The organism is Leucobacter chromiireducens (assembly GCF_003917135.1).
Lineage (GTDB): Bacteria > Actinomycetota > Actinomycetes > Actinomycetales > Microbacteriaceae > Leucobacter > Leucobacter chromiireducens_A.
In genome coordinates, this window is sequence record NZ_RPDI01000009.1 from 61263 (window position 1) to 83095 (window position 21833).

20 protein-coding genes are annotated in these 21833 nt (G+C 72.5%); 9 read left to right on the plus strand and 11 right to left on the minus strand.

Annotation, left to right across the window (positions count from 1 at the left end):
* Positions 1 to 136 precede the first annotated feature (136 nt).
* From EGM46_RS06270 to EGM46_RS06300, 7 genes are read left to right on the plus strand one after another with little or no spacing between them, the layout of a single operon-like run.
* Entirely contained in the window at positions 137 to 1204 is a 1068-nt protein-coding gene (locus EGM46_RS06270; RefSeq protein WP_125099305.1) for an ABC transporter substrate-binding protein, read from the plus strand.
* On the plus strand, positions 1201 to 2196 hold the full coding sequence (locus EGM46_RS06275; RefSeq protein WP_125099306.1) for a FecCD family ABC transporter permease: 996 nt from the start codon (positions 1201 to 1203) through the stop codon (positions 2194 to 2196). The genes EGM46_RS06270 and EGM46_RS06275 overlap by 4 nt, the downstream gene beginning before the upstream one ends.
* The gene (locus EGM46_RS06280) at positions 2193 to 3251 is read left to right on the plus strand and encodes a FecCD family ABC transporter permease (protein WP_241156214.1); all 1059 of its coding nucleotides are present in this window, start codon (positions 2193 to 2195) and stop codon (positions 3249 to 3251) included. The genes EGM46_RS06275 and EGM46_RS06280 overlap by 4 nt, the downstream gene beginning before the upstream one ends.
* Positions 3252 to 3262: 11 nt before the next feature.
* Positions 3263 to 4051 carry an ABC transporter ATP-binding protein gene (locus tag EGM46_RS06285; protein WP_125099307.1) on the plus strand — a complete coding sequence of 263 codons (789 nt, stop codon included), beginning with the start codon at positions 3263 to 3265 and terminating at the stop codon, positions 4049 to 4051.
* Positions 4048 to 5679, plus strand: a complete 1632-nt coding sequence (locus EGM46_RS06290) for an ABC transporter transmembrane domain-containing protein (protein ID WP_125099308.1) — start codon at positions 4048 to 4050, stop codon at positions 5677 to 5679. The genes EGM46_RS06285 and EGM46_RS06290 overlap by 4 nt, the downstream gene beginning before the upstream one ends.
* On the plus strand, positions 5676 to 7460 hold the full coding sequence (locus EGM46_RS06295) for an ABC transporter ATP-binding protein (protein ID WP_125099309.1): 1785 nt from the start codon (positions 5676 to 5678) through the stop codon (positions 7458 to 7460). Before EGM46_RS06290 ends, EGM46_RS06295 begins: the two co-directional genes overlap by 4 nt.
* Entirely contained in the window at positions 7457 to 8350 is an 894-nt protein-coding gene (locus EGM46_RS06300; protein WP_125099310.1) for a siderophore-interacting protein, read from the plus strand. The genes EGM46_RS06295 and EGM46_RS06300 overlap by 4 nt, the downstream gene beginning before the upstream one ends.
* Positions 8351 to 8515: 165 nt before the next feature.
* Here EGM46_RS06300 and EGM46_RS06305 read toward each other — a convergent pair whose 3' ends face one another.
* Complete coding sequence (locus EGM46_RS06305; RefSeq protein WP_125099311.1) at positions 8516 to 9079, minus strand: TetR/AcrR family transcriptional regulator; 564 nt, start codon at positions 9077 to 9079, stop codon at positions 8516 to 8518.
* A gap of 112 nt (positions 9080 to 9191) precedes the next feature.
* Here EGM46_RS06305 and EGM46_RS06310 point away from each other — a divergent pair, with 112 nt between their 5' ends.
* Entirely contained in the window at positions 9192 to 10025 is an 834-nt protein-coding gene (locus EGM46_RS06310) for an oxidoreductase (protein WP_125099312.1), read from the plus strand.
* A gap of 19 nt (positions 10026 to 10044) precedes the next feature.
* On the opposite strand, the gene EGM46_RS06315 is transcribed toward EGM46_RS06310, so the two are convergent.
* From EGM46_RS06315 to EGM46_RS06350, 8 genes are all read right to left on the minus strand, one after another.
* Positions 10045 to 10857 (minus strand): TerC family protein, encoded by an 813-nt coding sequence (locus tag EGM46_RS06315; protein WP_125099313.1) that lies wholly within the window; start codon positions 10855 to 10857, stop codon positions 10045 to 10047.
* Positions 10858 to 10933: 76 nt separating this feature from the next.
* Complete coding sequence (locus EGM46_RS06320; protein ID WP_125099314.1) at positions 10934 to 12151, minus strand: glycerate kinase family protein; 1218 nt, start codon at positions 12149 to 12151, stop codon at positions 10934 to 10936.
* An 89-nt stretch (positions 12152 to 12240) separates the two neighbouring features.
* Complete coding sequence (locus tag EGM46_RS06325) at positions 12241 to 13629, minus strand: SLC13 family permease (RefSeq protein WP_241156215.1); 1389 nt, start codon at positions 13627 to 13629, stop codon at positions 12241 to 12243.
* Positions 13630 to 13775: 146 nt separating this feature from the next.
* On the minus strand, positions 13776 to 14435 hold the full coding sequence (locus EGM46_RS06330; RefSeq protein ID WP_125099316.1) for a response regulator transcription factor: 660 nt from the start codon (positions 14433 to 14435) through the stop codon (positions 13776 to 13778).
* Positions 14413 to 16014, minus strand: a complete 1602-nt coding sequence (locus EGM46_RS06335) for a sensor histidine kinase (protein ID WP_206427515.1) — start codon at positions 16012 to 16014, stop codon at positions 14413 to 14415. The genes EGM46_RS06330 and EGM46_RS06335 overlap by 23 nt, the downstream gene beginning before the upstream one ends.
* Positions 15986 to 16318 carry a hypothetical protein gene (locus EGM46_RS06340; RefSeq protein WP_125099318.1) on the minus strand — a complete coding sequence of 111 codons (333 nt, stop codon included), beginning with the start codon at positions 16316 to 16318 and terminating at the stop codon, positions 15986 to 15988. Before EGM46_RS06340 ends, EGM46_RS06335 begins: the two co-directional genes overlap by 29 nt.
* Positions 16319 to 16426: 108 nt before the next feature.
* Positions 16427 to 18052, minus strand: coding sequence for an ABC-F family ATP-binding cassette domain-containing protein (locus EGM46_RS06345; protein WP_125099319.1), 1626 nt, complete (start codon positions 18050 to 18052; stop codon positions 16427 to 16429).
* A 282-nt stretch (positions 18053 to 18334) separates the two neighbouring features.
* Complete coding sequence (locus EGM46_RS06350; RefSeq protein WP_125099320.1) at positions 18335 to 19774, minus strand: MFS transporter; 1440 nt, start codon at positions 19772 to 19774, stop codon at positions 18335 to 18337.
* Positions 19775 to 19867: 93 nt separating this feature from the next.
* On the opposite strand from EGM46_RS06350, the gene EGM46_RS06355 reads away from it, so the two are divergent.
* Complete coding sequence (locus tag EGM46_RS06355) at positions 19868 to 20620, plus strand: TetR/AcrR family transcriptional regulator (RefSeq protein ID WP_206427516.1); 753 nt, start codon at positions 19868 to 19870, stop codon at positions 20618 to 20620.
* Here the strand turns inward: EGM46_RS06355 and EGM46_RS14695 are convergent.
* Together EGM46_RS14695 and EGM46_RS06365 are read right to left on the minus strand one after the other, a co-directional pair.
* Positions 20617 to 21288 carry an Asp23/Gls24 family envelope stress response protein gene (locus tag EGM46_RS14695; protein ID WP_206427517.1) on the minus strand — a complete coding sequence of 224 codons (672 nt, stop codon included), beginning with the start codon at positions 21286 to 21288 and terminating at the stop codon, positions 20617 to 20619. The genes EGM46_RS06355 and EGM46_RS14695 overlap by 4 nt on opposite strands.
* Positions 21288 to 21830, minus strand: coding sequence for an RNA polymerase sigma factor (locus tag EGM46_RS06365; protein WP_125099323.1), 543 nt, complete (start codon positions 21828 to 21830; stop codon positions 21288 to 21290). Before EGM46_RS06365 ends, EGM46_RS14695 begins: the two co-directional genes overlap by 1 nt.
* Between the last annotated feature and the right edge of the window lie 3 nt (positions 21831 to 21833).

Sequence of the window (21833 nt, forward strand, 5' to 3'; positions counted from 1 at the left end):
CTCGTCCACTCGGCAACACACGGGCGCGCGCGGCGATCGTACGCTTGATGAGTTAGGTGAGCCTTCCCTACATCAGACGTCGGTACTCCGGCGTGTACCGGCTCGCCCCACCCGCTCACTCTGCCGAAGGAGAACCATGCCGCACGCGTTCGCGCGCCCCCAGATCCGACGGGCCGCTGGCCTCACCGCGCTGCTCGCCGCAGCCGCGCTCGCACTCACCGGGTGCGCGCCGAGCGCACCGGGAGCCGACGCGGCCGAGCCGGCCCCCGTCGGTGACGCCGTCGTGATCGAGCACGCGCACGGCAGCACCACGATCCCCGCAAAGCCGAAGCGGATCGTCGCGCTCGGGTGGATGAGCCCCGACATCGTTGCGGCGCTCGGCACGAACCCGGTGGGGATCGAGGAGGTGTGGGGCGCGGACGAGAGCGGCTTCCAGCCGTGGTTCGAGGACTACGTGATGGCCGAGTACGGCGAGACACCCGAGATCATCCCGTACGCGGAGGAGGGCCCGAACTACGAGGCGATCAAGGCGCTCGATCCCGATCTGATTGTGAGCCTGTACTCGGGCGTCAGCGACGTGGAGTACGAGCGACTGAGCGACATCGCTCCGACCCTGCCCTACCTCACGCGGCCGTGGGATCCGAGCACGTGGGAGGACATGACGCGCACGCTCGGCACCGCGATGTCCGAGGACGAGCGGGCCGAGGAACTCGTCGCCGAGACCGAGGAGCTCGTGACCTCCCTCGCCGACGCGCACCCCGAGTTCGCGGACAAGTCGTTCGTGTGGGGCCTCACCCTCACCGAGGGCGGCACCGACCTCGGCGTGTACCTCAACTACGATCCACGCGTGCGCATCACGGAGGAGCTGGGCTTCACCTCCACCTCCGCGATGGACACCTTCCTGAGCACCGCGGAGGGCGACAACTGGTACACGGGCGTGAGCCTCGAGCAGCTCGGCGACGTTGACGCTGACCTCTTCGGCGCGTGGGGCGGCAGCGCCGCGGAGGCGAAGTACACGGTCGAGCACGCGGTGGTCTCGCAGTGGGAGCCCATCGCCGAGCAGTCGTACGTGATCTACACCGATCAGGCCGCCGCCTCGGCGATCAGCGCCCCGACGGTGCTCTCGCTGCAGTACATCCTGCCGCAGTACGTCGAGGACCTCGCGAACGCGCTGCAGGGCACCCCCACCATCACCGGGAAGTGATCGCTCGGGCAACGGGGCTCATCACCGCGGCGGTGCTCCTCACCGCCGCGGTGATCGCCTCGCTGGCGGTGGGGGCGAAGGCGATCGACCCGGCGACGGTGCTTGCGGCGCTCGCGTCCTTCGACGCCGAGAACCCGCTCCACCTCACCGTGCTGGAGCTCCGGTTCCCGCGCACGGTGTTCGCCGTGCTCGTTGGGGCGGCGCTTGCCGTCTGCGGTGCGCTCATCCAGGCGTTCACACGCAACCCGCTCGCCGACCCTGGCATCCTCGGCGTGAACGCCGGGGCCTCGCTCGCGGTGACGTTCGCGGTCGGGGTGCTCGGGCTCACCGCGCCGGGTGCATACGTGCCCTTCGCGCTGTTCGGCGCGCTCGCGCTCACCGTGCTCGTGACACTGCTCGGTTCGCTCGGCCCCTCCGGGGGAACGCCGGCGAAGCTCACGCTCGCCGGTGTGGCGCTCGGCGCCGCGTGCACCGGCCTCACCACGGCGATCGTGCTCCAGCACCACAGCACGCTGCAGGTGATGCGGTTCTGGGGCGTCGGCTCGGTTGGCGGCCGCACGCTCGACCAGCTCGCGTGGGCCGGCCCGCTGATCCTCGCGGGGCTCGCGCTCGGCTTCGCCTGCGCACGCTCGCTCAACGCGCTGGCGCTCGGCGATGAGCTCGCCGGAGCGCTCGGGACGCGCATCGCCGCGACCCGCGTGCTCGTGGTGCTCGCGGTCACCCTCCTCGCCGGCACGAGCGTCGCCGCGGCGGGCCCGATCGCCTTCGTCGGGATCATGGTGCCGCACGCCGTGCGCTGGTTCACGGGGCCCGATCAGCGGTGGGTGCTCGCGTACTCCGTGATCGTCGGGCCCGTGTTCCTCCTCATCGCCGACATTCTCGGCCGCATCGCGCTGCCGAACGGGGAGCTGCGGGTCGGGATCGTCACCGGCATCATCGGCGCGCCGGTGCTCGTCGCGCTCGTGCGCCGCAGGCGGGTGGTGGAGCTGTGAGCCGGCCGAACGTGCACATCGACCGCGGCCGCCGCGAGGTGTGGATCGCGGGGCCGCGCGCCTCCGGCCGCGTTCCCGTTCGCGCGCTGTGGGTCAGCGCGGTGCTCGCGCTCATCGTGCTCGCGGCCGGGCTCGCGTCGACCATGATCGGCTCGTACTCGCTCGACGTCGCGACGGTGCTGCACGCGCTCGTCGACCCGGCAGCGGATCCCGATGCGCGCCAGGTGGTGTTCGAGTGGCGGCTGCCGCGGCTGCTGTTCGCGATCCTGTGCGGGGCAGCCCTCGCGCTCTCCGGCGGCATCTTCCAGTCGCTCACGCGCAACCCGCTCGGCTCGCCCGACATCATCGGCTTCGGGATGGGCGCGCAGTTCGGGGTGACGATCACGCTGCTCGTGCTCGGGCTCAACACCTACCTGTTCAAAGCGGCGGGCGCCCTCGTCGGCGGCATGCTCACCGCGCTGCTCGTGTACGCGCTCGCCGCGAAGCGCACCACGAGCTCCTTCCGGCTGATCGTCGTGGGAATCGGCGTCTCGGCCGGGCTGGGCTCGCTGAGCTCGTGGATCCTCATCTCCGTGAGCGTCGAGCAGGCCATGATGGTGGCCACCTGGGGTGCCGGCTCGCTCGCCTCGCTCGGCCACGAGCAGTTCGCGCCCGCGGCGCTCGTGTTCGTCGTCGTGGCCTGCGCGTCGCTGCCGCTCGCGCGCACGCTGCCGCTCCTCGAACTCGGGGACGACGCGGCCGCAGCGCTCGGCGTCCGGCCGGGGCGGCTGCGCTTCTGGGCCATGTGCGCCGGCGTCGCCCTGATGGCGCTCGTCACGGCCGCCGCCGGCCCGATCTCGTTCATCGCCCTCGCCGCACCCCAAATCTGCCAGCGCCTCCTCCGCGCGAGCAGCCCGATGGGCACCCTGCCGCTCATGCTCACGGGGGCCGCGCTCGTCGTGGTGTCCGACGCGATCGCGCAACTCGTCGGGGTGCCTGTTGGCGTCGTCACCGTCTCCCTCGGCGGCCTCTACCTCGCGTGGCTGCTCGCCGTGCAGTATCGCTCCTCCCGGTGAAAGGACCAATCATGACCGCTGCTCTCCGCGCACGCGACATCACCCTCGGCTACGGGGACACCCCGATCGTTCGCGATCTCACGCTCGCCATTCCTGACGGTTCGTTCACCGTGATCATCGGGCCAAACGCCTGCGGGAAGTCCACGCTCCTGCGCGGCTTCTCCCGCCTCCTGCGCCCGAGCACCGGATCGGTGCTGCTCGACGGGGCCGAACTCCACTCGCGGCCGCCGAAAGAGGTGGCGCGCCGGCTCGGCCTGCTGCCGCAGACGGCGATCGCGCCCGACGGGATCACGGTCGCCGACCTCGTCGGCCGCGGTCGCTTCCCCCACCAGAGCGCGCTCCGCACGTGGAGTCGCGCGGACGAGGAAGCGGTGGCCGCAGCCCTCGCCGCAACGTCGACGACCGAGCTCTCGCACCGGCTCGTCGACGAGCTGTCCGGCGGTCAGCGCCAGCGCGTGTGGGTGGCGATGGCGCTCGCGCAACAGACCGGCCACCTGCTGCTCGACGAACCCACCACCTACCTCGACATCGCGCACCAGATCGAGCTCCTCGAACTCTTCGCCGAGCTGCACCGCGGCGGCACCACGGTGGTCGCCGTGCTGCACGACCTCAACCACGCCGCGCGCTACGCCACGCACCTCGTCGCGATGCGGGACGGCGAGATCGTGGCGCAGGGGCGGCCGCGCGAGGTGATCACGGCGGAGCTGGTGGAGCGCGTCTACGGGCTGCAGTGCCGCGTGATCGAGGATCCGGTCTCGGGTGCCCCGCTCGTGCTCCCGCTCGGCCGGAGCGGGAAGTGACCGTCACCCCGGCTCAGCTCTTCCGGATCGCGCTCGCCGGGGAGGGGCGCGGCCGCGCGCTCGCCTGCGCAACCGCGCTGCTCGTGCTGCACGCGCTTGCCGAGACCGCGATCCCCGTGCTCATCGGAGTGGTGGTCGATCGTGCGGTACTTCGCGCCGACGCTGTCGCGCTCGCCGCCTGGCTCGGCGCGCTCCTCGCGGTGTTCCTCGTGCTCACGCTGAGCTACCAGGGGGCATCGCGCCTCATGGTCACCGTGTACGGCACGGGGGAGCAGGCGCTGCGCCACCTCGCGCTCACGCGGCTCCTCCGTCGGGAGCTGCCGGCTCGCAGCCTCGGTCCCGGAGAGGCGCTCGGCTACGTCACCTCCGACACCTACCGGGTGGCCGGCGTCGCCTGGTCGGTCGCGCAGCAGAGCGCAACGGTGGCCGCGATCGTCGCGGCGGCCGGCGCGATGCTGGTCATCTCGCCGGCCGCGACGCTCGTCGTGTTCCTCTCGACCGGCAGCATGATGTTCGTGATGCGGCTCGTGTCGCGCCCGCTGGAGCAGCGCGGGCACGCCGAGCAGACCGCCGCGACGGAGGCGGGGGCGGTGGCCGCCGACTTCATGACCGGCTTCCGCGTGCTCGTCGGGATGGGGGCGCGCGGTGAGGCCGTGCGCCGCTACGCCGCCGCGAGCGAGCGCTCACGCGGTGCCGCGACGGCGGCGGGCCGGGCCCTCGCGGGGGCCGAGGCGGTGAGCGCCACGCTCGCGGCCCTCACCACGGCAGGGCTCGCCGGCCTGTCGGCGTGGTTCGCGAGCGCGGGGAGCATCTCCATCGGCGAGCTCGTCACCGTGCTCGGTCTCGCTCAGTTCGTCAGCGGATTTCTCGCGCACGCCGGCACGTTCCCGGCGAACTGGGCGCACAAGCTCGCCTCGGCCAGGCGCCTCGCGTCCCTCATCAACACGCCGGACCTGCTGCCGCAGCCGGAGCGCGGCGAGCCGGTGCGCCGCGCCGCCGACGTGGTGCTGAGCGTCCGGTCGAGCGCGCACACCGCGCGGATCGACGTGCGGCGCGGCGAGACGCTCGGGATTCGGCCCGTCGATACGGCCGCGGCACGCGCAGCCTCGCGCACGCTGGGGTTGCGCGCGCCGGTGGCACGTGGCGAGCTGACGCTCAGCGGGCCGGGGGATCCCAGCCTGCACCGGGACGCGCGCGACGTTGACCTCACCGCCTACCGCAGCCGCGTGGTGTCCCTGCCCCACCGGCAGGCCGTTGCGAGCGAGAGCCTGCGCGCCGCGGTGCTCGGGCCGGCTGCCGCGGCCACGAGCGCGACGCCGCGGCCGGCAGCGGTGTCCGCTGCGGCGCTCACCGACGTCGTTGCGGAGCTCGGCGGCTGGGACACCGCGCTCGGCGAGGCCGGGCGCCGGGTGTCCGGCGGCCAGCGGCAGCGCATCGGCATCGCGCGCGCCCTGCACGCCGGCGCTGAGGTGCTCGTGCTCGACGAGCCCACCTCGGCGGTCGACGCTGTGACGGAGGCCGCGATCGCCGCCGGCTTGTCCGCTCGGCCCGAGACGATCGTGCTCATCTCCTCCTCGCCGACGCTGCTCGCAGCGTGCGATCGCGTGGTCGAGTGGGGTGCAGCATGATCGCCGCGACGCCCACCCTGCCGGTCGCGAGCGGCCGCGCGGTCCGCGCGGTGATCGTGCGCCTCCTGCGCGGGCACCGCGGACGCACCCTGGCGGCCGCGGCGCTCCTGCTGCTCGCGAGCGTGCTCGGGCTCGTGCTGCCGCTCTGCCTCGGCCGCATCGTCGACGCCGTGGCGCGCGGCGCGGGGCCGTCGGTTCTGGCGGCCTGGGTGCTCGGGGCGGCGGCCGGTGCGGTCGGCGCCGCGCTGCTCGGGCTCTGGGGGAGCCGCGTGCTCGTCGCGCTCGTGCAGCAGACGCTCGCGAGCCTGCGCGAGGAGGTGTTCGCCTCGGCCATGCGGTTGCCGGTCGCCACGATCGACGACGGCGAGAGCGCCGACCTCGTGTCGCGGGTCACGGGCGACGTCGAAGCGGTCGGGGAGGCCGGCGGTGACGTGATGCCGACGCTCCTCTCGGCGCTCTTCGCGATCGCGGTGTCGCTCGCGTCGCTCGCAGCGATCGATCCCAGGCTGGCGCTCGCCGGCCTCGCCTGCGTGCCCTGCTACGTGCTCGGGACGCGGCGCTTCCTGCGGCGCTCGCGCGTCGTGTTCCGTGAGGTGCGTGAGCGGGAGGCCGCGCGCAGCCAGGCGGTGCTTGAGGCGGTGGAGGGCCGCGACACGCTCACCGCGCTCGGCGAGGAGGCGCACGCGCTCGAGCGGGTCGCCGTGCGCGCGCGTGCCTCGATCCGCACGCAGCTCGCGGGCGCGCGGCTGCGCAATCGGCTGTTCTTCGCCATCAACGGCGGCGAGGCGGTGGGCATGGTGGCGCTCCTCGGCACCGGCTTCTGGTTGAGTGGCGCCGGCGCGGTGAGCGTGGGGATGGTCACCGCGGCCGCGCTGGTCTTTCACCGCCTCTTCGGCCCGATCGGGCAGCTCATCTTCGGCCTCGACGACATTCAGCGCGCCACCATCGGCCTGGCGCGGCTCGTCGGCGTGATCGAGGCGGCGCCGGGCGGCGGTGCGGTGGCGCGAGGCGAAGAATCCGCGTCGGCCGCGCTGGCCGCGCCGGCCGTGCCCGCCGCGCCAGCCGCGGTGCCCCAGGCGATCACGCTCCGCGATGTGTCGTTCCGGTATCCGCGCACCGGTCGCGGCGTTGCGCACGTCACCCTCACGGTCCCGGCTGGCACGACCGCGGCGTTCGTCGGGGCGTCCGGCTCGGGCAAGAGCACGGTGGCCCGCCTCATCGCCGGCCAGTACGCGCCCGACGCCGGGGCGCTCCACACCGCCTCCCAGCCCTACACGATCACGCAGGAACTCCATCAGTTCCGCGGGACGGTCGCCGAGAACCTCCGGCTCGCCGCCCCGCTGGCCAGCGACGCCGAGATCGCGGCGGCACTCGCAGCGGTGGGTGCCGACTGGGCGCTCGCCCCGAGCCAGCCTGAGCGCTGGGACGAGGGCAGCATCCAGCAGCTCGCCATCGCCCGGGCGCTGCTCGCCGACCCTGCGATCGTGCTGCTCGACGAGCCGACCGCCGAGGTGGGGCTGCAGCAGCGGGCGGCCGTGGACCGCGCCATTGCGCTGCTGCGCCAGGGCCGCACCGCGGTGTACATCGCCCACCAGCTGCAGCCGGCAGCCGCGGCCGAGCAGATCGGGGTGTTCGCCGATGGGCGCCTCGTGCAGCGCGGCGCGCACGCCGATCTGCTCGCAGCGCCGGGACCGTATCGCGAGCTGTGGGCGGCCCAGACCGACCCCGATCCCGGCGCCGACCCCGACCCCGACCCCGACACAGAAAGTGCCGCACCATGACCATCTTCCGCGGAATTGTCACCGCCACCGCCCAGCTCAGCCGAGACCTCGTGCGCATCACACTCGGAGGCCCAGGCGTTGCCGGCTATCTCAGCACCGGGGTGCCGGATGAGTACGTGCGCGTATTCTTCCCGCACGGTGACGACCCGCTAGACGTCTCGCTTCCGGTACCCGACGGCGACTGGTGGGCGACCCCACCCGGCGCGCCGGAGGCGCCGATGCGCACCTACACGATCAGCGCGGTGCGCGAGCCTGTCGGTGAGATCGACATCGACTTCGTGACGCACGCAGCCGGGGTTGCTGGGCCCTGGGCGCTCGCGGCGCGTCCCGGCCATGTGCTCGGGCTGAACGCGCCGACCGGGCTGTACGAGCCGCCAGCCGGCACGCGCTGGCAGCTGCTCGCCGCCGACCTGACCGGCCTCCCCGCCGCGGCCCGGATCGCTGCGCGGCGCGGGGAAATCCGCACACGCCTGGTGCTTGAGATCCCCGCGGGATCAGCCCCGATCGACCTTGCGCACTACGGGGTCACCGGGGTCGACGTGACCTGGGTCGAGGGCGGCAACGGGCGCGGCCCGAGCGCGCTCGGCGAGATCGTGCGGCGTGCGCTGCACGGCCAGCGCGCGCTCGACGAGGGGTACGTGTGGGTGGCGGGGGAGACCGCCGCGCTCCGCGATGCGCGGAAGCTGCTCCGCAGGGAGCTGGGCCTTCCCGCCACCCACTTCAAGGTGGTGGGCTACTGGAACCCGGTGGCCGACTGGAGCTCGCGCTACGACGCCCTCCCGGAGGACGTGCAGCGCGAGCTCGCCGCGATCTGGGACGCCCCCGCTGAGACAGAGGCCGAGGACACGCAGCTGCGCTACGAGGAACGCCTCGCTCAGTTGGGGCTCTGAGCCTCCGCGTCGACGGTGTCGCCCACTGGCTCTCCGTTGCCCGACCCCGACACCGCGGGGGCCTCCTCGTGACCGTCCCGCGGGAGTCACTTCCGTCTGGGGGCGGAGCACGAGCCTCCTCCGCGGGAAGCGCTCAGCGATATGCCGGTGCCGCTCCTGTCGCGGTCATGCTCGGGTGGTGATGCCGGGGAGCACGAGCTCGAGCCAGCGGCGACGGACCTCCGCGGTCTGGTCGGTGGGAGTCGTGGCCATGAGGAGGTAGAAATCGTCGACGGTGACCTCTGGGCGGATGTCACCCGCTCGCTGGCCCAGGGTGATGAGTTCTGCCAGCGCGGCACCCGCGCGAGCCTCGTCGGACTGATCGCCGTGCCCCTCGACGCCGAGGCTTCGCGCCGCGGCCTTGACCGCGTGCGTGTGCGCGGAGGACTCCACCACGCGTTCCAGGAATCCCACGATCTCATCGCCCGCTGACGCCCCGTCGCGGGCGCGAGCCAGTGACGCCTCCACGTCGTCCGCTACCGCTCCGACGTATCCGGCGATGACCGCGGCCAGGAGATCGGTCTTGGTGGGGAAATGCCGGTAGAGGGTGCCGACGGCCACGCCGGAGGCCTTCGCGATCTCTTCCATCCCGACATCCGGTCCGTGTGCGCTGATCTGCGCCTGTGCGGCGTCGAGGATACTGCGGCGGTTGCGGACAGCGTCGGCCCGCATGGGGCGATCAATGGACATGCATCCTCCGGGGTGCCTGCGGAAATGAGAGACCTACTCGCACTTGCGCGAAAGTGAATGTGGGTTCATGATGTAAGTGAATCAGTATTCACTTTACATCGGGAGACGCGAAATGACCACCAAGACCGCACTCGTCACCGGGGCCTCATCTGGCATCGGCGAGTCCACCGCCCGCAAGCTTCAGGCGCTCGGCTTCACTGTGTACGGTGCGGCACGCCGCACGGACCGTCTGCAGAAGCTCGCCGCCGAGGGCATCCGCCCGCTCGGGATGGACGTGACCGACGAGCACTCGATGCGGGACGGAGTGGCGAAGATCATCGCTGAGACCGGGCGCATCGACGTGCTCGTCAACAACGCGGGATACGGGTCCTACGGCGCCATCGAGGACGTGCCGATCGACGAGGGCCGCCGGCAGTTCGAGGTCAACGTCTTCGGTGCGATGGCTCTCGTTCAACTCGTTCTCCCGCACATGCGTGCGCAGCGGAGCGGGACGATCGTGAACATTACGTCGATGGGCGGGAAGATCTATACCCCGTTGGGCGGCTGGTATCACGGCACAAAGTTCGCGCTCGAAGCACTGTCGGACTGCCTCCGCCTCGAGCTCGCACCGTTCGGGATCGACGTTGTCGTGATCGAGCCGGGCGGGATCGCCACCGAGTGGGGCGGAATCGCGGCGGACCACCTCGACGAAGCCTCGACCGGCTCCGCGTACAAGCGGCAGGCTGACGCGGTCGCGCAGTCGCTGCGCTCCGAGGCGAACGCGAAGCGCAATAGCCCGCCGTCAGTGATCTCAAACGCGATCGGGAAGGCCGTCACCGCGCGCCGACCCAAGACCCGCTACGCGGTCGGGTTCGGAGCGAAACCGCTGATCGCCGCGGGAAATGTGCTTTCCGATCGCCAGTTCGACGGACTCATCACCCGAGCCACCGGTGTCCCACGCGACTGAACACCGAGGCACGCCTCGCTCAGTTGGGGCTCTGAGTCTCCGCGTCGACGGTGTCGCCCGCGGGCTCGGTGCCGCCCGCGGCCGATGCGAGCGCCGCGGCGCGCTCACGCCGCTTCGCCGCGCGGCCGAGCGCAACGAGGTTCAGCGTCTCGACGAGCACGGCGAACGCCATGGGGCCGTAGATGAGCGCCTTGTCGATCTTCACACCGAAGCCCTCGGCGATCAGGAAGACCGCGATGAGCAGCAGGAACGACAGCGCCAGCATCTTCACGGTGGGGTGGCGGTTGACGAACGCGAAGATGGTGCCCGAGGCGAACAGCATGATGCCGAAGGAGAGTAGCACGGCGGTGATGATCACGATCATGTTCGACGTCATGCCGACGGCGGTGATCACGGAGTCGAGCGAGAACACGAGGTCGAGCGCGAGGATCTGCGCGATGACCGCGCCGAAGGTGGTTGCGACGGCGCCGGCCTTCGGCTGCTCCTCGTCGTGCCCCTCGAACTTGTGGTGAATCTCCTGGATCGCCTTGTAGAGCAGGAAGAGGCCACCCGCGATCAGGATCAGGTCCTTCACCGAGAAGCCGAACTCGCCGATCTCGATGAAATCGTCGGTGAGCGTGATGATCCAGCCCGCGAAGAAGATCAGCACGATGCGCATGAGCATCGCGAGGCTGAGGCCGAGCTTGCGCGCCTTCGCCTGCTGATGCTTCGGGAGTTTGCCCGCGAGGATCGAGATGAAGATCACGTTGTCGACGCCGAGCACCACCTCCAGCAGGAAGAGCGCGAGGAACACCGCGACGAGGTCAGGGGAGAGGGATAAATCGAACTCCATGGCACAACGCTAGAGCACGCTGCCGCCCCTCCCAGCTTTCACTCAGCGTTCTCGCGGCGACTTCGCGGCGAGAACGCTACGCCGCGAGCGGCAGCGCGCCCCGCGCCGACAGGGCAGATCCGAGCAGGATCAGGCGCATGCTCCGCTCCGCCGCGTCGCGGAGCAGGGCCTCGCCCTGCGCAACGGCCTGCTCAAGCGGCATCGGTACGGTGAGGATCGAGGCGATCGCGCCGATGCCGATGTCGTGCACGTCGGGCGCCCCCGCGCCGAGCGAACCCGCGATCCCGAGCACGGGCACTCCGGCTTCGCGAGCGCGCTGGGCGATCTCCGCCGGCACCTTGCCGCGCGGCGTCTGTCCGTCAATGGCACCCTCGGCGGTGATCACCAGATCCGCCGCGCGCACGAGCGCTGACAGATCTCCGCGCGTGAACTGCGGGTCGAGCAACACCTCGAAGCGGGGCGCGAGCCGGGCCCCGACCCCGGCGGCAAGGCCGGCGCCCAGGCCGCCGGAGGCCCCGGTCCCCGCACCGCCGCGAACGTCAATGCCTGCGCCGAACGGCGCGTCGCGTTCGAGCAGCGCGGCCCAGTGTTCAAGTGAGCGGGACAGCCGATGGACGTCCTCGGGCGAGGCCCCCTTCTGCGGGCCGAACACCCGCGCAACGCCGCGGGGACCGCAGAGAATGTTGTGCACATTGCACGCGAGCACGATCTCGGTCGTGGCGAGCGCGGGGTGCATGCCCGAGAAATCGAGCCGATCGGCGCGCGTCAGCTCCGCCCCGCCGCGGGGCAGCTCCTCTCCCTGGGCATCGAGGATGCGCACGCCGAGCGCCTGAAGCGCTCCGGCGCCGCCGTCGCTCGTCCCCGAGTCGCCGCAGCCGACGATGATGCGCGTCGCACCACTGTCCAGCGCCGCGGCGATCAGCTCGCCCACCCCAAACGTCGTGGTGCGGCCGGGATCCCGCTGATCGCGTGGCACGAGGCTCAGCCCAGCCGCCGCGGCCATCTCCACCACCGCCGTGCCGCGCGCGGCGCCGCCGAGCGCGGCCCAGTGCGCGGTAACAGGAGCGCCAACCGGCCCGGTGACCCGCGCGGGCTCCAGCGTGCCCCCGGTCGTCGCTGCGAGGACGCGCGCGGTGCCCTCGCCCCCGTCCGGCACCGGGTACTCGTCGACCTGCACGCCGGGGATCACGCGCCGGATGCCGGCCGCGATCGCCTCGGCGACGGTCTCGGCGCCGAGGCTCTCCTTGAAGCCGCTGGGTGCGACGAGGATTCGCTGGGGAATGTGGATCGACATGGTGACCTCCGAGGGGTGCAGGGGACGGTGTCCGAGAGATGAGGGGTGCACGAGACACCGGCGGGGTGCCGGTCGAATGCGCGGTGAAGTTACAGAAACGCGGGGAGCCCGAGCGCTGGCCACAACCAGAAGGTGCACCCGGTGATGAGAATGAACAGGAGGGGCGCGAGCCAGCGGGAGAGCCGCAGCAGGTCATCCGGTTGTATTGCGGCGTGCGCAGCTGACGTGAAAAGCGCGACCGGCTTCGCGGAGCTCGGCAGCGTTTGGCAGAAGCCCGCGGCCGCGGTCGACGCGAACGCTGCGGCAGCCGGGTCGACGCCGACGGTGGGCGCGAGCGCGATCACGATCGGGATGAGCGCGGCGGATCGCGCGGATCGCGACTGGATGATCAGGTGCGCGGCGAGCGAGACCGCGATGACCGCGAGCAGGAAGACCGGGCCTGCCGCCGAGCCGAGGCCGGCCACAGGCGCGAGTGCCGCCGAGCCGAGCCACGTCGCAGCGCCCGTGCCGGTGAGCGCGGATCCGAGTGCGAGCGTCGCCGTGAGGAAGAGCAGGAGGTGCCAGGGCACCTGCTGCACCGCGCTCGCGAAGCCGGTGATTCCGACGCGCGGCAGCGCCGCGACGATCGCACCGAACAGTGCGACAACCTCCGGGGCGAGCCCGTGCAGGGGCTCGGTGCACCAGAGCACGATCACGCCAGCGAGGATGCCGAGCGCTCGCCGCTCGGCGCGCGTCAGCGGGCCAGACACGGGCGTTGGGGAGTGCGCGAATGCCTCGCTCGCGACCCGGATCGGAGTGCGTCGCTCGGCCCGGTCGACGAAGCGCAGGAGAATCACCTCGCATGCGAGGTGGGCGGAGACCAGCGCGAGAGGGACGCCCCACAGCAGCCAGCTCAGGAAGCTCACCCCGCTGCCCGTCGCCTCGACGAGCAGCTGGCTCGTGATGAGGTGGGCGCCCGCGCCGAGCAGCGAGGCCACCGCCGAGAGCAGGATCACGGTCGGGAACAAGAGCCCCAGCGCGCGGTGCAGCTGCGGGCGAGCGGGAAGCGCGGCGACGAGCGCTGTGTACACCGGGAGCGCGAGCGCTGCGCGGCCACTCGTCGAGGGGATCGCGAACGCGGTGAGTACCATCACGCCGGTCAGGAGGTGCATGAGCGCGCGTGGTGAGCGAGCGAGTGTGGCCGCCCGCGCCGCGGCGCGCAGGGAGAGACCCGAGCCTGCGACCCCAGCGGCGAGCACGCACGCGCAGATCAGCAGCCAGATCGTGGGGTCTCCGAGCGCGCTGAAGAACTCATCGGCCGGAAGCGCGCCGCACACGATCAGCGCGGCGGCGGCGAGGAAGGCCACCAGGGCGTCGTCGAGCGGTGAACACACCCACGCCCAGAGCGCGAAGAGGAACACGGCAATGGTGAGCGCGCCGGCGAGCGAGAGCGTCGCAGGCGTGGCGGTGCCGCCGAGCTCGCGCAGCTGCGCCGGCACGACGAGACACGCTGCTGCGAGCACCGCGACGCCGGCCGCGCACAGCGCAACGCGGGACAGCGCTCGGTGCCGGCGCGGAGCTCGCGGACGAGAGGCGGCTGGCGCGCCGCGCCTGACCGGGGGAACGGTGGCGAATCGCACGGTACTCATCGCAGCCGGTACCCCGCTCCGCGCACGGTCTCAATGCGCTCCGCGCCGATCTTGCCGCGGAGGGCGCGCACGTAGACGTCGACCACATTGGAGGCCGGATCGAAGTCGAGGCCCCACACGTGCCCGATCAGCTGATCCCGGGACAGCACCTGCCCGGGATGCTCCATGAACACCTCGAGGAGCGCGAACTCGCGTGAGGTCAGGTCGGCGGCGACGTCCGCGACGGTGACGCGTCGCGCGCGGATATCGACGGTGAGGCCCTCGTGGCTGAGCACGGGCCCCGTGGCGCGCTGCTCACCGTCGCCGATGCGCAGCCGAACGCGCGCGAGCAGCTCCGCAAACTGGAATGGCTTCGACATGTAGTCGTTCGCGCCGCCCTCGAGCCCACGCACGGTGTCGATCACCGAGTCACGTGCCGTCAGCACGATGACGGGGACGGTGACGCCCTCGCCGCGGAGATGACTGAGCACCGCGAAACCGTCGATCCCGGGGAGTCCGATGTCGAGGATGACCAGGTCGAACGAGCCGCTCCGCGACAGCAGAAGGGCGGTCTCCCCGTCGGCGGCCTCCGTGGTCTCGTAGCCGGCGGCACGCAGCCCGCGACTCAAAAACGAGGTGATGTGTGGATCGTCCTCAGCGATCAGGATGTGCCGCATGGGGGTCCTCCGTCGTGTGTGGTGCTGGCAGGTCGAGGCCGAACGTGGCGCCGGCCCCTGGGGTGCTCTCCAGCCAGGCCGAACCGGCGTGACCATCGGCGATGGCGCGAACGATGGCGAGACCCAGGCCGGAGCCGTGGCGTGGCGCTGGCCCCGCAGTGTCGCCGCGCTGCCCGAGAGAACTGCCCCCGTGCACGAACCGTTCGAAGATGCGCTCGGCATCGGCCGCCGCGACGCCCGGGCCCTCATCACTGACCCAGAGCCGCAACTGGCGCGTGTCACCGTGCCCGACGAAGCGCGAGCCCACCCGAATCCGGTCCCCGTCAGCGGTCACCTGCACCGCGTTCGCCGCGAGCTGGAGCATCGCCTGCGTGACGCGCTGGCCGTCGAGCTCCACCTCATCCTCGGCGACTTCCATGAGCTGCCACCGGCGCGCGCCGAGCGCCTGGGCTTTCGCCTCGATGTCGAGGGTGAGCGCGGCGGTGTCGCACGGGCTCGGGGTCACGAAGTCGGGCTGCGGTGCCCGGGCGAGCACGAGCAGGTCGGCGACGATCCTGCTCATCCGGCCGAGCTCGTCGGTCACGAGGCGCAGCGTCGCTTGCCGCTCAGCTGGATCCTCGCTCAGGAGCTCGAGATGCCCGCGCACCACAGTGATGGGGGTGCGGAGCTCGTGGCCGGCATCGTCGACAAACTGCTGCTGGGTGCGGTGCACCGCCTCAAGACGATCGAGCATGTCGTTGAACGTGACGGCGACCGCGGCGACGTCGTCGCTTCCGCTCACCGGCACGCGCGCCGTGAGGTCGTGCTCGCCGATGTCGCGCGCGACCCGGTACACCTCGCGCACGGGAGCAAGGATCTGCCCGGCAACGAGCCACGCCACCCCGGAGCAGAGCAGCAAGCCCAGCGCGGCCACCCAGCCGAGGGTGCCGAGCGCCCGGTCGACCGCGGCGCGGGCGTCGGCTGTGTGCTGCGCGATCAGAATTGCCCCGGCGTCGCTGCCGAGCGTGAACTCCACCCGGCCCCAGCGCACGGGCCCGTCCTCGGGGTGCGCGGCCGTCCCCGAGTTCGCAGCGGGGGACGTCATGACCGCAAACAGATCCGGATCGTACGCCTCGACGGGATCCGCTGTGCCCTCCTGTGTGGTGCGCGACCCGAAGCTCGCACCGACGGCCTGCGCGCCGGCCCCCGATCCGGTGACACCGATGAGCACCTCGCCGGGACTGACCGACTGCCTTGCGAGGTAGACCTCGAGCAGCCGCTCGGCCGACGCGAACGGTGCGGCGGTCTCGGGATCGACACCGGCTGAGACGAAGCGCGCGAACTCCGCAGCCTCCTGCTCGACCGCGGCGTTCGCCTCGACCTCGACCGCCGCGAGCGACAGGCTACGCCCGATGAAGCCGACCGCGACGAGCGTGAATAGGGTGCTCAGCAGGATCCAGGCAGTGATACGCCAGCGCGCCGGAAGTGAGCGCGCGCGCAGGGTGCGCAGGGGTGCCGGTGCGCCCGGTGCGCCCGGCTGCGCGGCGTCGCTCGTGAGCAGCTGACGGGTGTCAGTCATCGTCGCCCCCGTCGTCGTCATGATCGTCATCCCAGTCGGTCTCGCCGCCCGGCGCCGGCGCCGGCAGCGGCTGCGGGGCCGGAGCTGGCGCGGGTGCCGGCGCGGGTGCCGGTGCCGGTGCAGGCGGCGGGCTGGGGGCCGGCGCCGGATCCGGCTCTGGTTCCACCGGATCCGGCTCAGCCAGCGGGGCGACCGGCGCCACGAGCGGGGCTTTCGGCATCGCCGGCGGGGCCGGGCTTTGGATAAGGGCGAGGCTCCCGAGCGCCAGCGCGGCAGGAACCGCGATGAGGGCGCCCGGGAGGAGGAACCGCCGTGCGAGTGTCATGGGTCTATCGTGGCCGCTTCATGTGAGGAGAAGATGAGGCCGCGATGAAAGTCTCTTCATCTTCGCTCCCGGGGCCGCAGGCGGGCCGCCGCCGCGATCCCGCGCAGCTCACCCGGAACTGGCGGCCGCCTCCGCCAGCGTGCGCAGCTCGCGCAGCCCGGCGGCGGCGTCGAGCCCGAGCACGGTGTCGATCCCGATCCGCTCAAGGAACGCGAAGTCGTGGCTCACGACGATGAGCGCGCCGCGGTACGCGTCGAGCGCCTGGGCGAGCTGCTCGACGCTCGCGAGATCCAGGTTGTTGGTCGGCTCGTCGAGCACGAGCAGCTGCGCGGGCGGGTCCGCGAGCAGCAGCCGCGCAAGCGCGACGCGGAATCGCTCGCCGCCGGAGAGCGTGGCCACCGGGCGGTGCGCCGCGTCGCCGCGCAGGAGCAGGCGCGCGAGCTGGTTCTGGATCGTGCCCGTCGGGACCGCGGGCGCCACCGCCTGCACATTCGCGATCGCGCTGGCCTGATCGTCGAGCCCGTCGAGCCGCTGGGCGAGGAAGCCGACGCGCTCCGTGAGGAGCCGGCCGGCCGGGCGGCCGGCTCCGGGCGCCGTGCCGTCCACCAGCTGCGCGAGCAGCGTCGACTTACCGGAGCCGTTCGCGCCGACGAGCGCGACGCGCTCGGGGCCCTGCACCAGCACCGTGCGGCCGCCATCGCTGAACTCGGCGATGCGCCGCCCGCGCGGCACCCCTGGGTCGGGGAGCGCGAGGCTGATCCGATCCTCGCTGCGCACGCGCGCGTCGGCGGCATCGACCGCGGCCTGCGCGGCCTGCACCTTGTCGTCGAGCGTGCCGCGCATCGCCCCGGCCGAGGCCTGCGCCTTGCTCGCGCGATTCCCCGCGAGGATCTTCGGGATCCCGCCGCTCTGCTGCGTCTTCTTCGCGGTGCGCTCTCGGCGCGCGAGCTTCGTCTCCGCCTCGACCCGCTGCCGCTTCTCGACCTTCAGCGCCTGCTGCGCGCTGCGCGCGGCCTGCTCGGCCGCCGCCTGCTGCTGCTCCTGGTGCGCCGCCCACGCGCTGTACGGGCCGCCGAACGTCTCGAGCCGCCCGTCGAACAGTTCCGCGGTGTGGTCCATGCGCTCGAGCAGTTCGCGATCGTGGCTCACCACGACGAGGGTTCCCGGCCACGCGTCGACGAGCGCGCCGAGCCGCGCGCGCGTGGCGCGGTCGAGGTTGTTCGTCGGCTCGTCGAGCAGCGTGATCGGGGTGCGCCGGATCCGGAGCCCCATGATCGCGATGAGCATGGCCTCGCCACCCGACACCTCGCCGACGCGGCGGTCAATGTCGGCAGGGGTGAAGCCGAGCTGCTGCAGGGCCTCGCCAGCGCGCGCCTCGATATCCCAGTCGTCGCCGACCGCATCGAAGTGCTCCTGCGCGACGTCGCCGGCCTCGATGGCGCGAAGCGCGGCGAGGGTGCCGTGGATGCCGAGCAGCTCGGCGAGCGGGGCGTCGGCGCGCAGCGTGAGCGTCTGGCGGAGGAAGCCCACCTCGCCGCTCGCGACGATGCGGCCGGACGCCGGGGTGAGCTCGCCCGCGATGAGCCGGAGCAGCGTGGACTTGCCTGCCCCGTTGCGGCCGACGAGGCCGGTGCGGCCGGGGGCGAATGCGCCGGAGACGCGATCCAGCGCCGCGGTGCCGTCGGGCCACGCGAACGAGAGATCGTGGAGGGAGAGTGCTGGGGTCAATGACATGGCTGTCGCCTTTCGAAGTGCCCTGGCGTGCGGCGACGCGCGTGGCGCCCCGAACCGGGCGGTTGATCGCGCTGCCGCGCACGCACGCCGAACGGAGCGGTGCTGCGGTGAGTGGGAAGGCGGCGTCCCTGTCCGCGGTCAACGCCCGGTGTTGGCGGACTCGCTCGGAGGATCAGGGCTCAGGCTCGGCGCGTGCGCGCGAGTGCCACCGGGGATGCGGTGGCTAGTTGCCGTCCACTTCGATCAGATCCATGCGGCCAGTCTACCAGCGGTGGTGCGGGATCAGGATCGGGGCTGCCGCAGGGTGAGCGCGCATGCGGCCCCGAGCACGCTGACCGCCGCGGCGATCGCGAACAGTGCGGTGAACGGGCCGGCCGCAGCCGCGCCGCCGCCCGCAGCGCCGGCCAGCACCGCGGTCGACACCGGGGTGCCGAGCGCCGAACCGACCGTGCGCAGCACACCGTTGACCCCGAGTGCGGCCGCGACCTCGTCGCGCGGGGCGAGGCTCGCAACGAGATCAGCGACCACCGCGAATCCGATGCCATTGCCCAGCCCGATCAGCGAGAAGAACACCACGATGACGGCAAGGCTGCCCGGTGCGAGCGCCACTCCCGCGCTGCCGAGTCCCATCACCGCGAGCGCGATGAGCGCGGTCAGCCGGGATCCCGCGCGAGTGATGAGCCACGGTGCGAAGCGGCCGCCGAGGAAGACGAGGATCGCGCCGGGCAGCAGCGCGATGCCGGTCTGCGTGACGGAGAAGCCCTGGCCGATTCCGTCGCCGCTCGGGGCCTGCAGCAGCATGGGCAGCCCGACGTAGAACAGGTAGGGCACAAAGCCGAGGAACAGCGTCAGCCCGTTCGTGATCGCGAGCGCCGGCCGCGCGAGCGTGCGCACGTCGATGAGCGGCGTCCCGGTGCGCAGCTCAACGAGGGTGAGCGCGGTCAGGGCGGCGAGCGCAACGGCGAATGCGCCGAGGGTGGCGGGGGAACCCCAGCCCCAGGCGCCGCCCTGCGAGATGCCGAGCAGGAGTGCGAGCAGCGCGGCGGTGAGCAGGGTCGTGCCTGGCCAGTCCGTCGGCGTCGCTGCGCCGCGCCGGGACGCCGGCACCCAGGCCATGATGAGCGCGATCGACAGCATGCCCATGAGCGCGCCGGTGAGGAACAGCCACGGCCAGGACAGGCCCTCAACGATCACGCCGCCGATCACGAGCGCAGCGCCGGCACCGAGGCCCATGGTGCCGCTCAGCAGGCCGATCGCGCTGCGCTGGGCGCTGCCTGCGGTGTGGCGTCGCACGATCGCGAGTGCGAGGGGGAACGCGGCCATGCTCGCGCCCTGGAGCACGCGGCCGACGAGCAGGACCGGCAGCGATGGGGCGGCGGCGGCCAGGAGCGCGCCGGCCACGAAGAGCGCGAACGAGAGGAGCAGGATCTTGCGGTGGCCGTGGCGGTCGCCGAGGGATCCGAGGATCGGGGCGGCGACCGCGCCGCACAGCAGGTAGCTCGTGAGGATCCAGCCGGCCACCGTTGGATCGATGCCGAACGCGCGGCTGAACGTGGGGAGCGCTGGGACGAGCAGGGTCTGCATCATCGAGAAGGTGAGCACCGCGAGGGTGAGCGCGAACACGAGCCGGCCGGAGGAGCCGCCGCCCTCCCGCGCACTCGCCGCGGCGGCTGGGGTGAGGGGGACCGGTGAGGTGCTCGGCTGGGGAGCGGAGGAGGACATGCGGCTCGAATCTGTGCGACGGAACAGGTCAAATCGGAACGGAATGATTCGTTCCGATAGAAGTGTATGGGAGATGCGGGTACCGTGGGAAGGGTGAAATCCTCCGCGCCCGACGCCGCCGCAGGCCTGACCGACGCCGCCCCGCTGCGCGGCCGCGCGCGCGAGGCGCAGTCCAACGACGAGGCGATCCTCCGCGCGGCGCGCGAGGTGTTCAGCGAGTGGGGCTGGGGCGCACCCATGTCGGAGATCGCCGCGCGCGCAGGCGCTGGGGTGGCGAGCATCTACCGCCGCTACCCGAGCAAGGTGGAGCTCGTGAACGCCATCCGCGTGCTCTCGCTCGAGGAAATCTGCGCGCTCGCGGAAACCACCGCCCTGCGAGAGGGCGCCGATGCCGGCGCTCCAGCGGGCGAGCGCGCGCAGCCGCAGTCCGTGGTGGGCGCGTTCCTGCGCCGGCATGTCTTGGAGGCGCCGGGATCGCGCATGCCGACGTTCGGGCAGCACGTCGGCAGCACGCCCGAGATCGACCGGCTCTCCGACCGCCTGCACGCCGCGCTCGCCGAGCTCGTGCGGATCGATCGGGAGCGCGGCGTGATCCCAGCCGATTTTGGTCCGGCGGACGTGATGCTCACGATCACGCACCTGCGCCCCGTGTACGCGGTGCCGCGTGCGCGCGCCAACGAGCTCCACCTCAGGCACCTCGACCTCGTGCTCGCAGGGTTGCGGGTGCGCGCCGCCGGCGGGGCGGTGCCTGGCGAGGCCGCTCCAGGCGAGTTGGGGGCGGCGACGAGCTGGGCCGAGTGGCTGCGCCTCAACAACGACGACGATCGCGGGCTCGCGCGCGGCTAGTCGTTCGGGGCAGGCGGAAGAAACCGATCGGGATCCTGGCCGTCCGCCGCGAGCTGGTGGACGCTCCGCACGGCGAGGTCGATGCCGGCGATCGTGAGCGGCGTCTCCGCGGCCAGCCGCGCGGCGATCTCCTCGCGCAGCGCCGCGATGAGGGGACGCAGCTGCACGCCGTACGCGACGCTGAGCTCCGCACCGACGCGCAGCGGTGCGCCGGGGGTGCTCACATCGCCGTCGAGTGTGCAGCGCCCGATCAGTGCCCCGGGCACTTCGGTCTCCGCGCGGCGGACGATGGCGCGCACCTGGGCCTCGGGCAGCGTGCGCGCCACGCCGTCCGGGCCGGGCGGCAGCGCAATCGCGCGACCGCCGAGCCCCCCGACGCGCGGCAGCTCGCCGAGGCGCGCGGCGAGCTGAGCCAGCCAGCTCGGAGCCGGCCCCGCCGCCGCGCGCGCCTCGGCGCTCAGCACCTCGGACGACCGCTCGCTGAGCCGGTCGAGTGCCGCGAGCACCTCGCGGCACTCGGGGGAGTCCTCGTACGCTGCCACGCGCGGGGACCGGCCGGCGTCGAAGTACTCGATGAGTTCGGTGAGCGGGACCCCGGCGACGGTGTCGGCCGGGGCGTCGGCGCCCGACTCGGTGTGCGGCTCGGCGTGGTCATGCGGCGTGTCCATCATCGCCAGGCCTCCATTCGGGTGAGCAGGTAGGCACGCGCGCGAGCGAGGAGCCCGCGCACGGTCGCGAGCGGCAGGTCGAGCTCCGCCGCGATATCGGCGTACGGGTATCCGCCGTGCTCGCGGAGCACCCAGCACGCGCGCTGCGCCGCGGGGAGCTCGTCGAGCGCGTGACCGAGCTCGACGATCCCGGCACGCGCCTCGACCACCCGCGCGGGATCGAGCCTGGCCGGTGCCGTCACCGGCGCGGAGTCGTCGAGCGCGAGCGCGCCGAGGCGGCGGGTCCGGGTGAGGGCTGCGCGCCCGGCGATCCGCATCAGCCACGCCTTCACCTTGCCGGGGTCGGCGAGCTGGGGGAGACGTTGCCAGGCCGTCACGAACGCGTCCTGCACCGCATCGTCGACCTCCGCGGTGCCGGGTAGGAGCCGGCGCACGTACGCGCGCAGCAGCGGTGCGTACCGGCGCATGAGCACCGTGAACGCCGCGGTATCGCCGTCGGCCGCGCGCCCCGCCAGCGTGCGGTCGTCTGCGGTCTCGAGCATGGG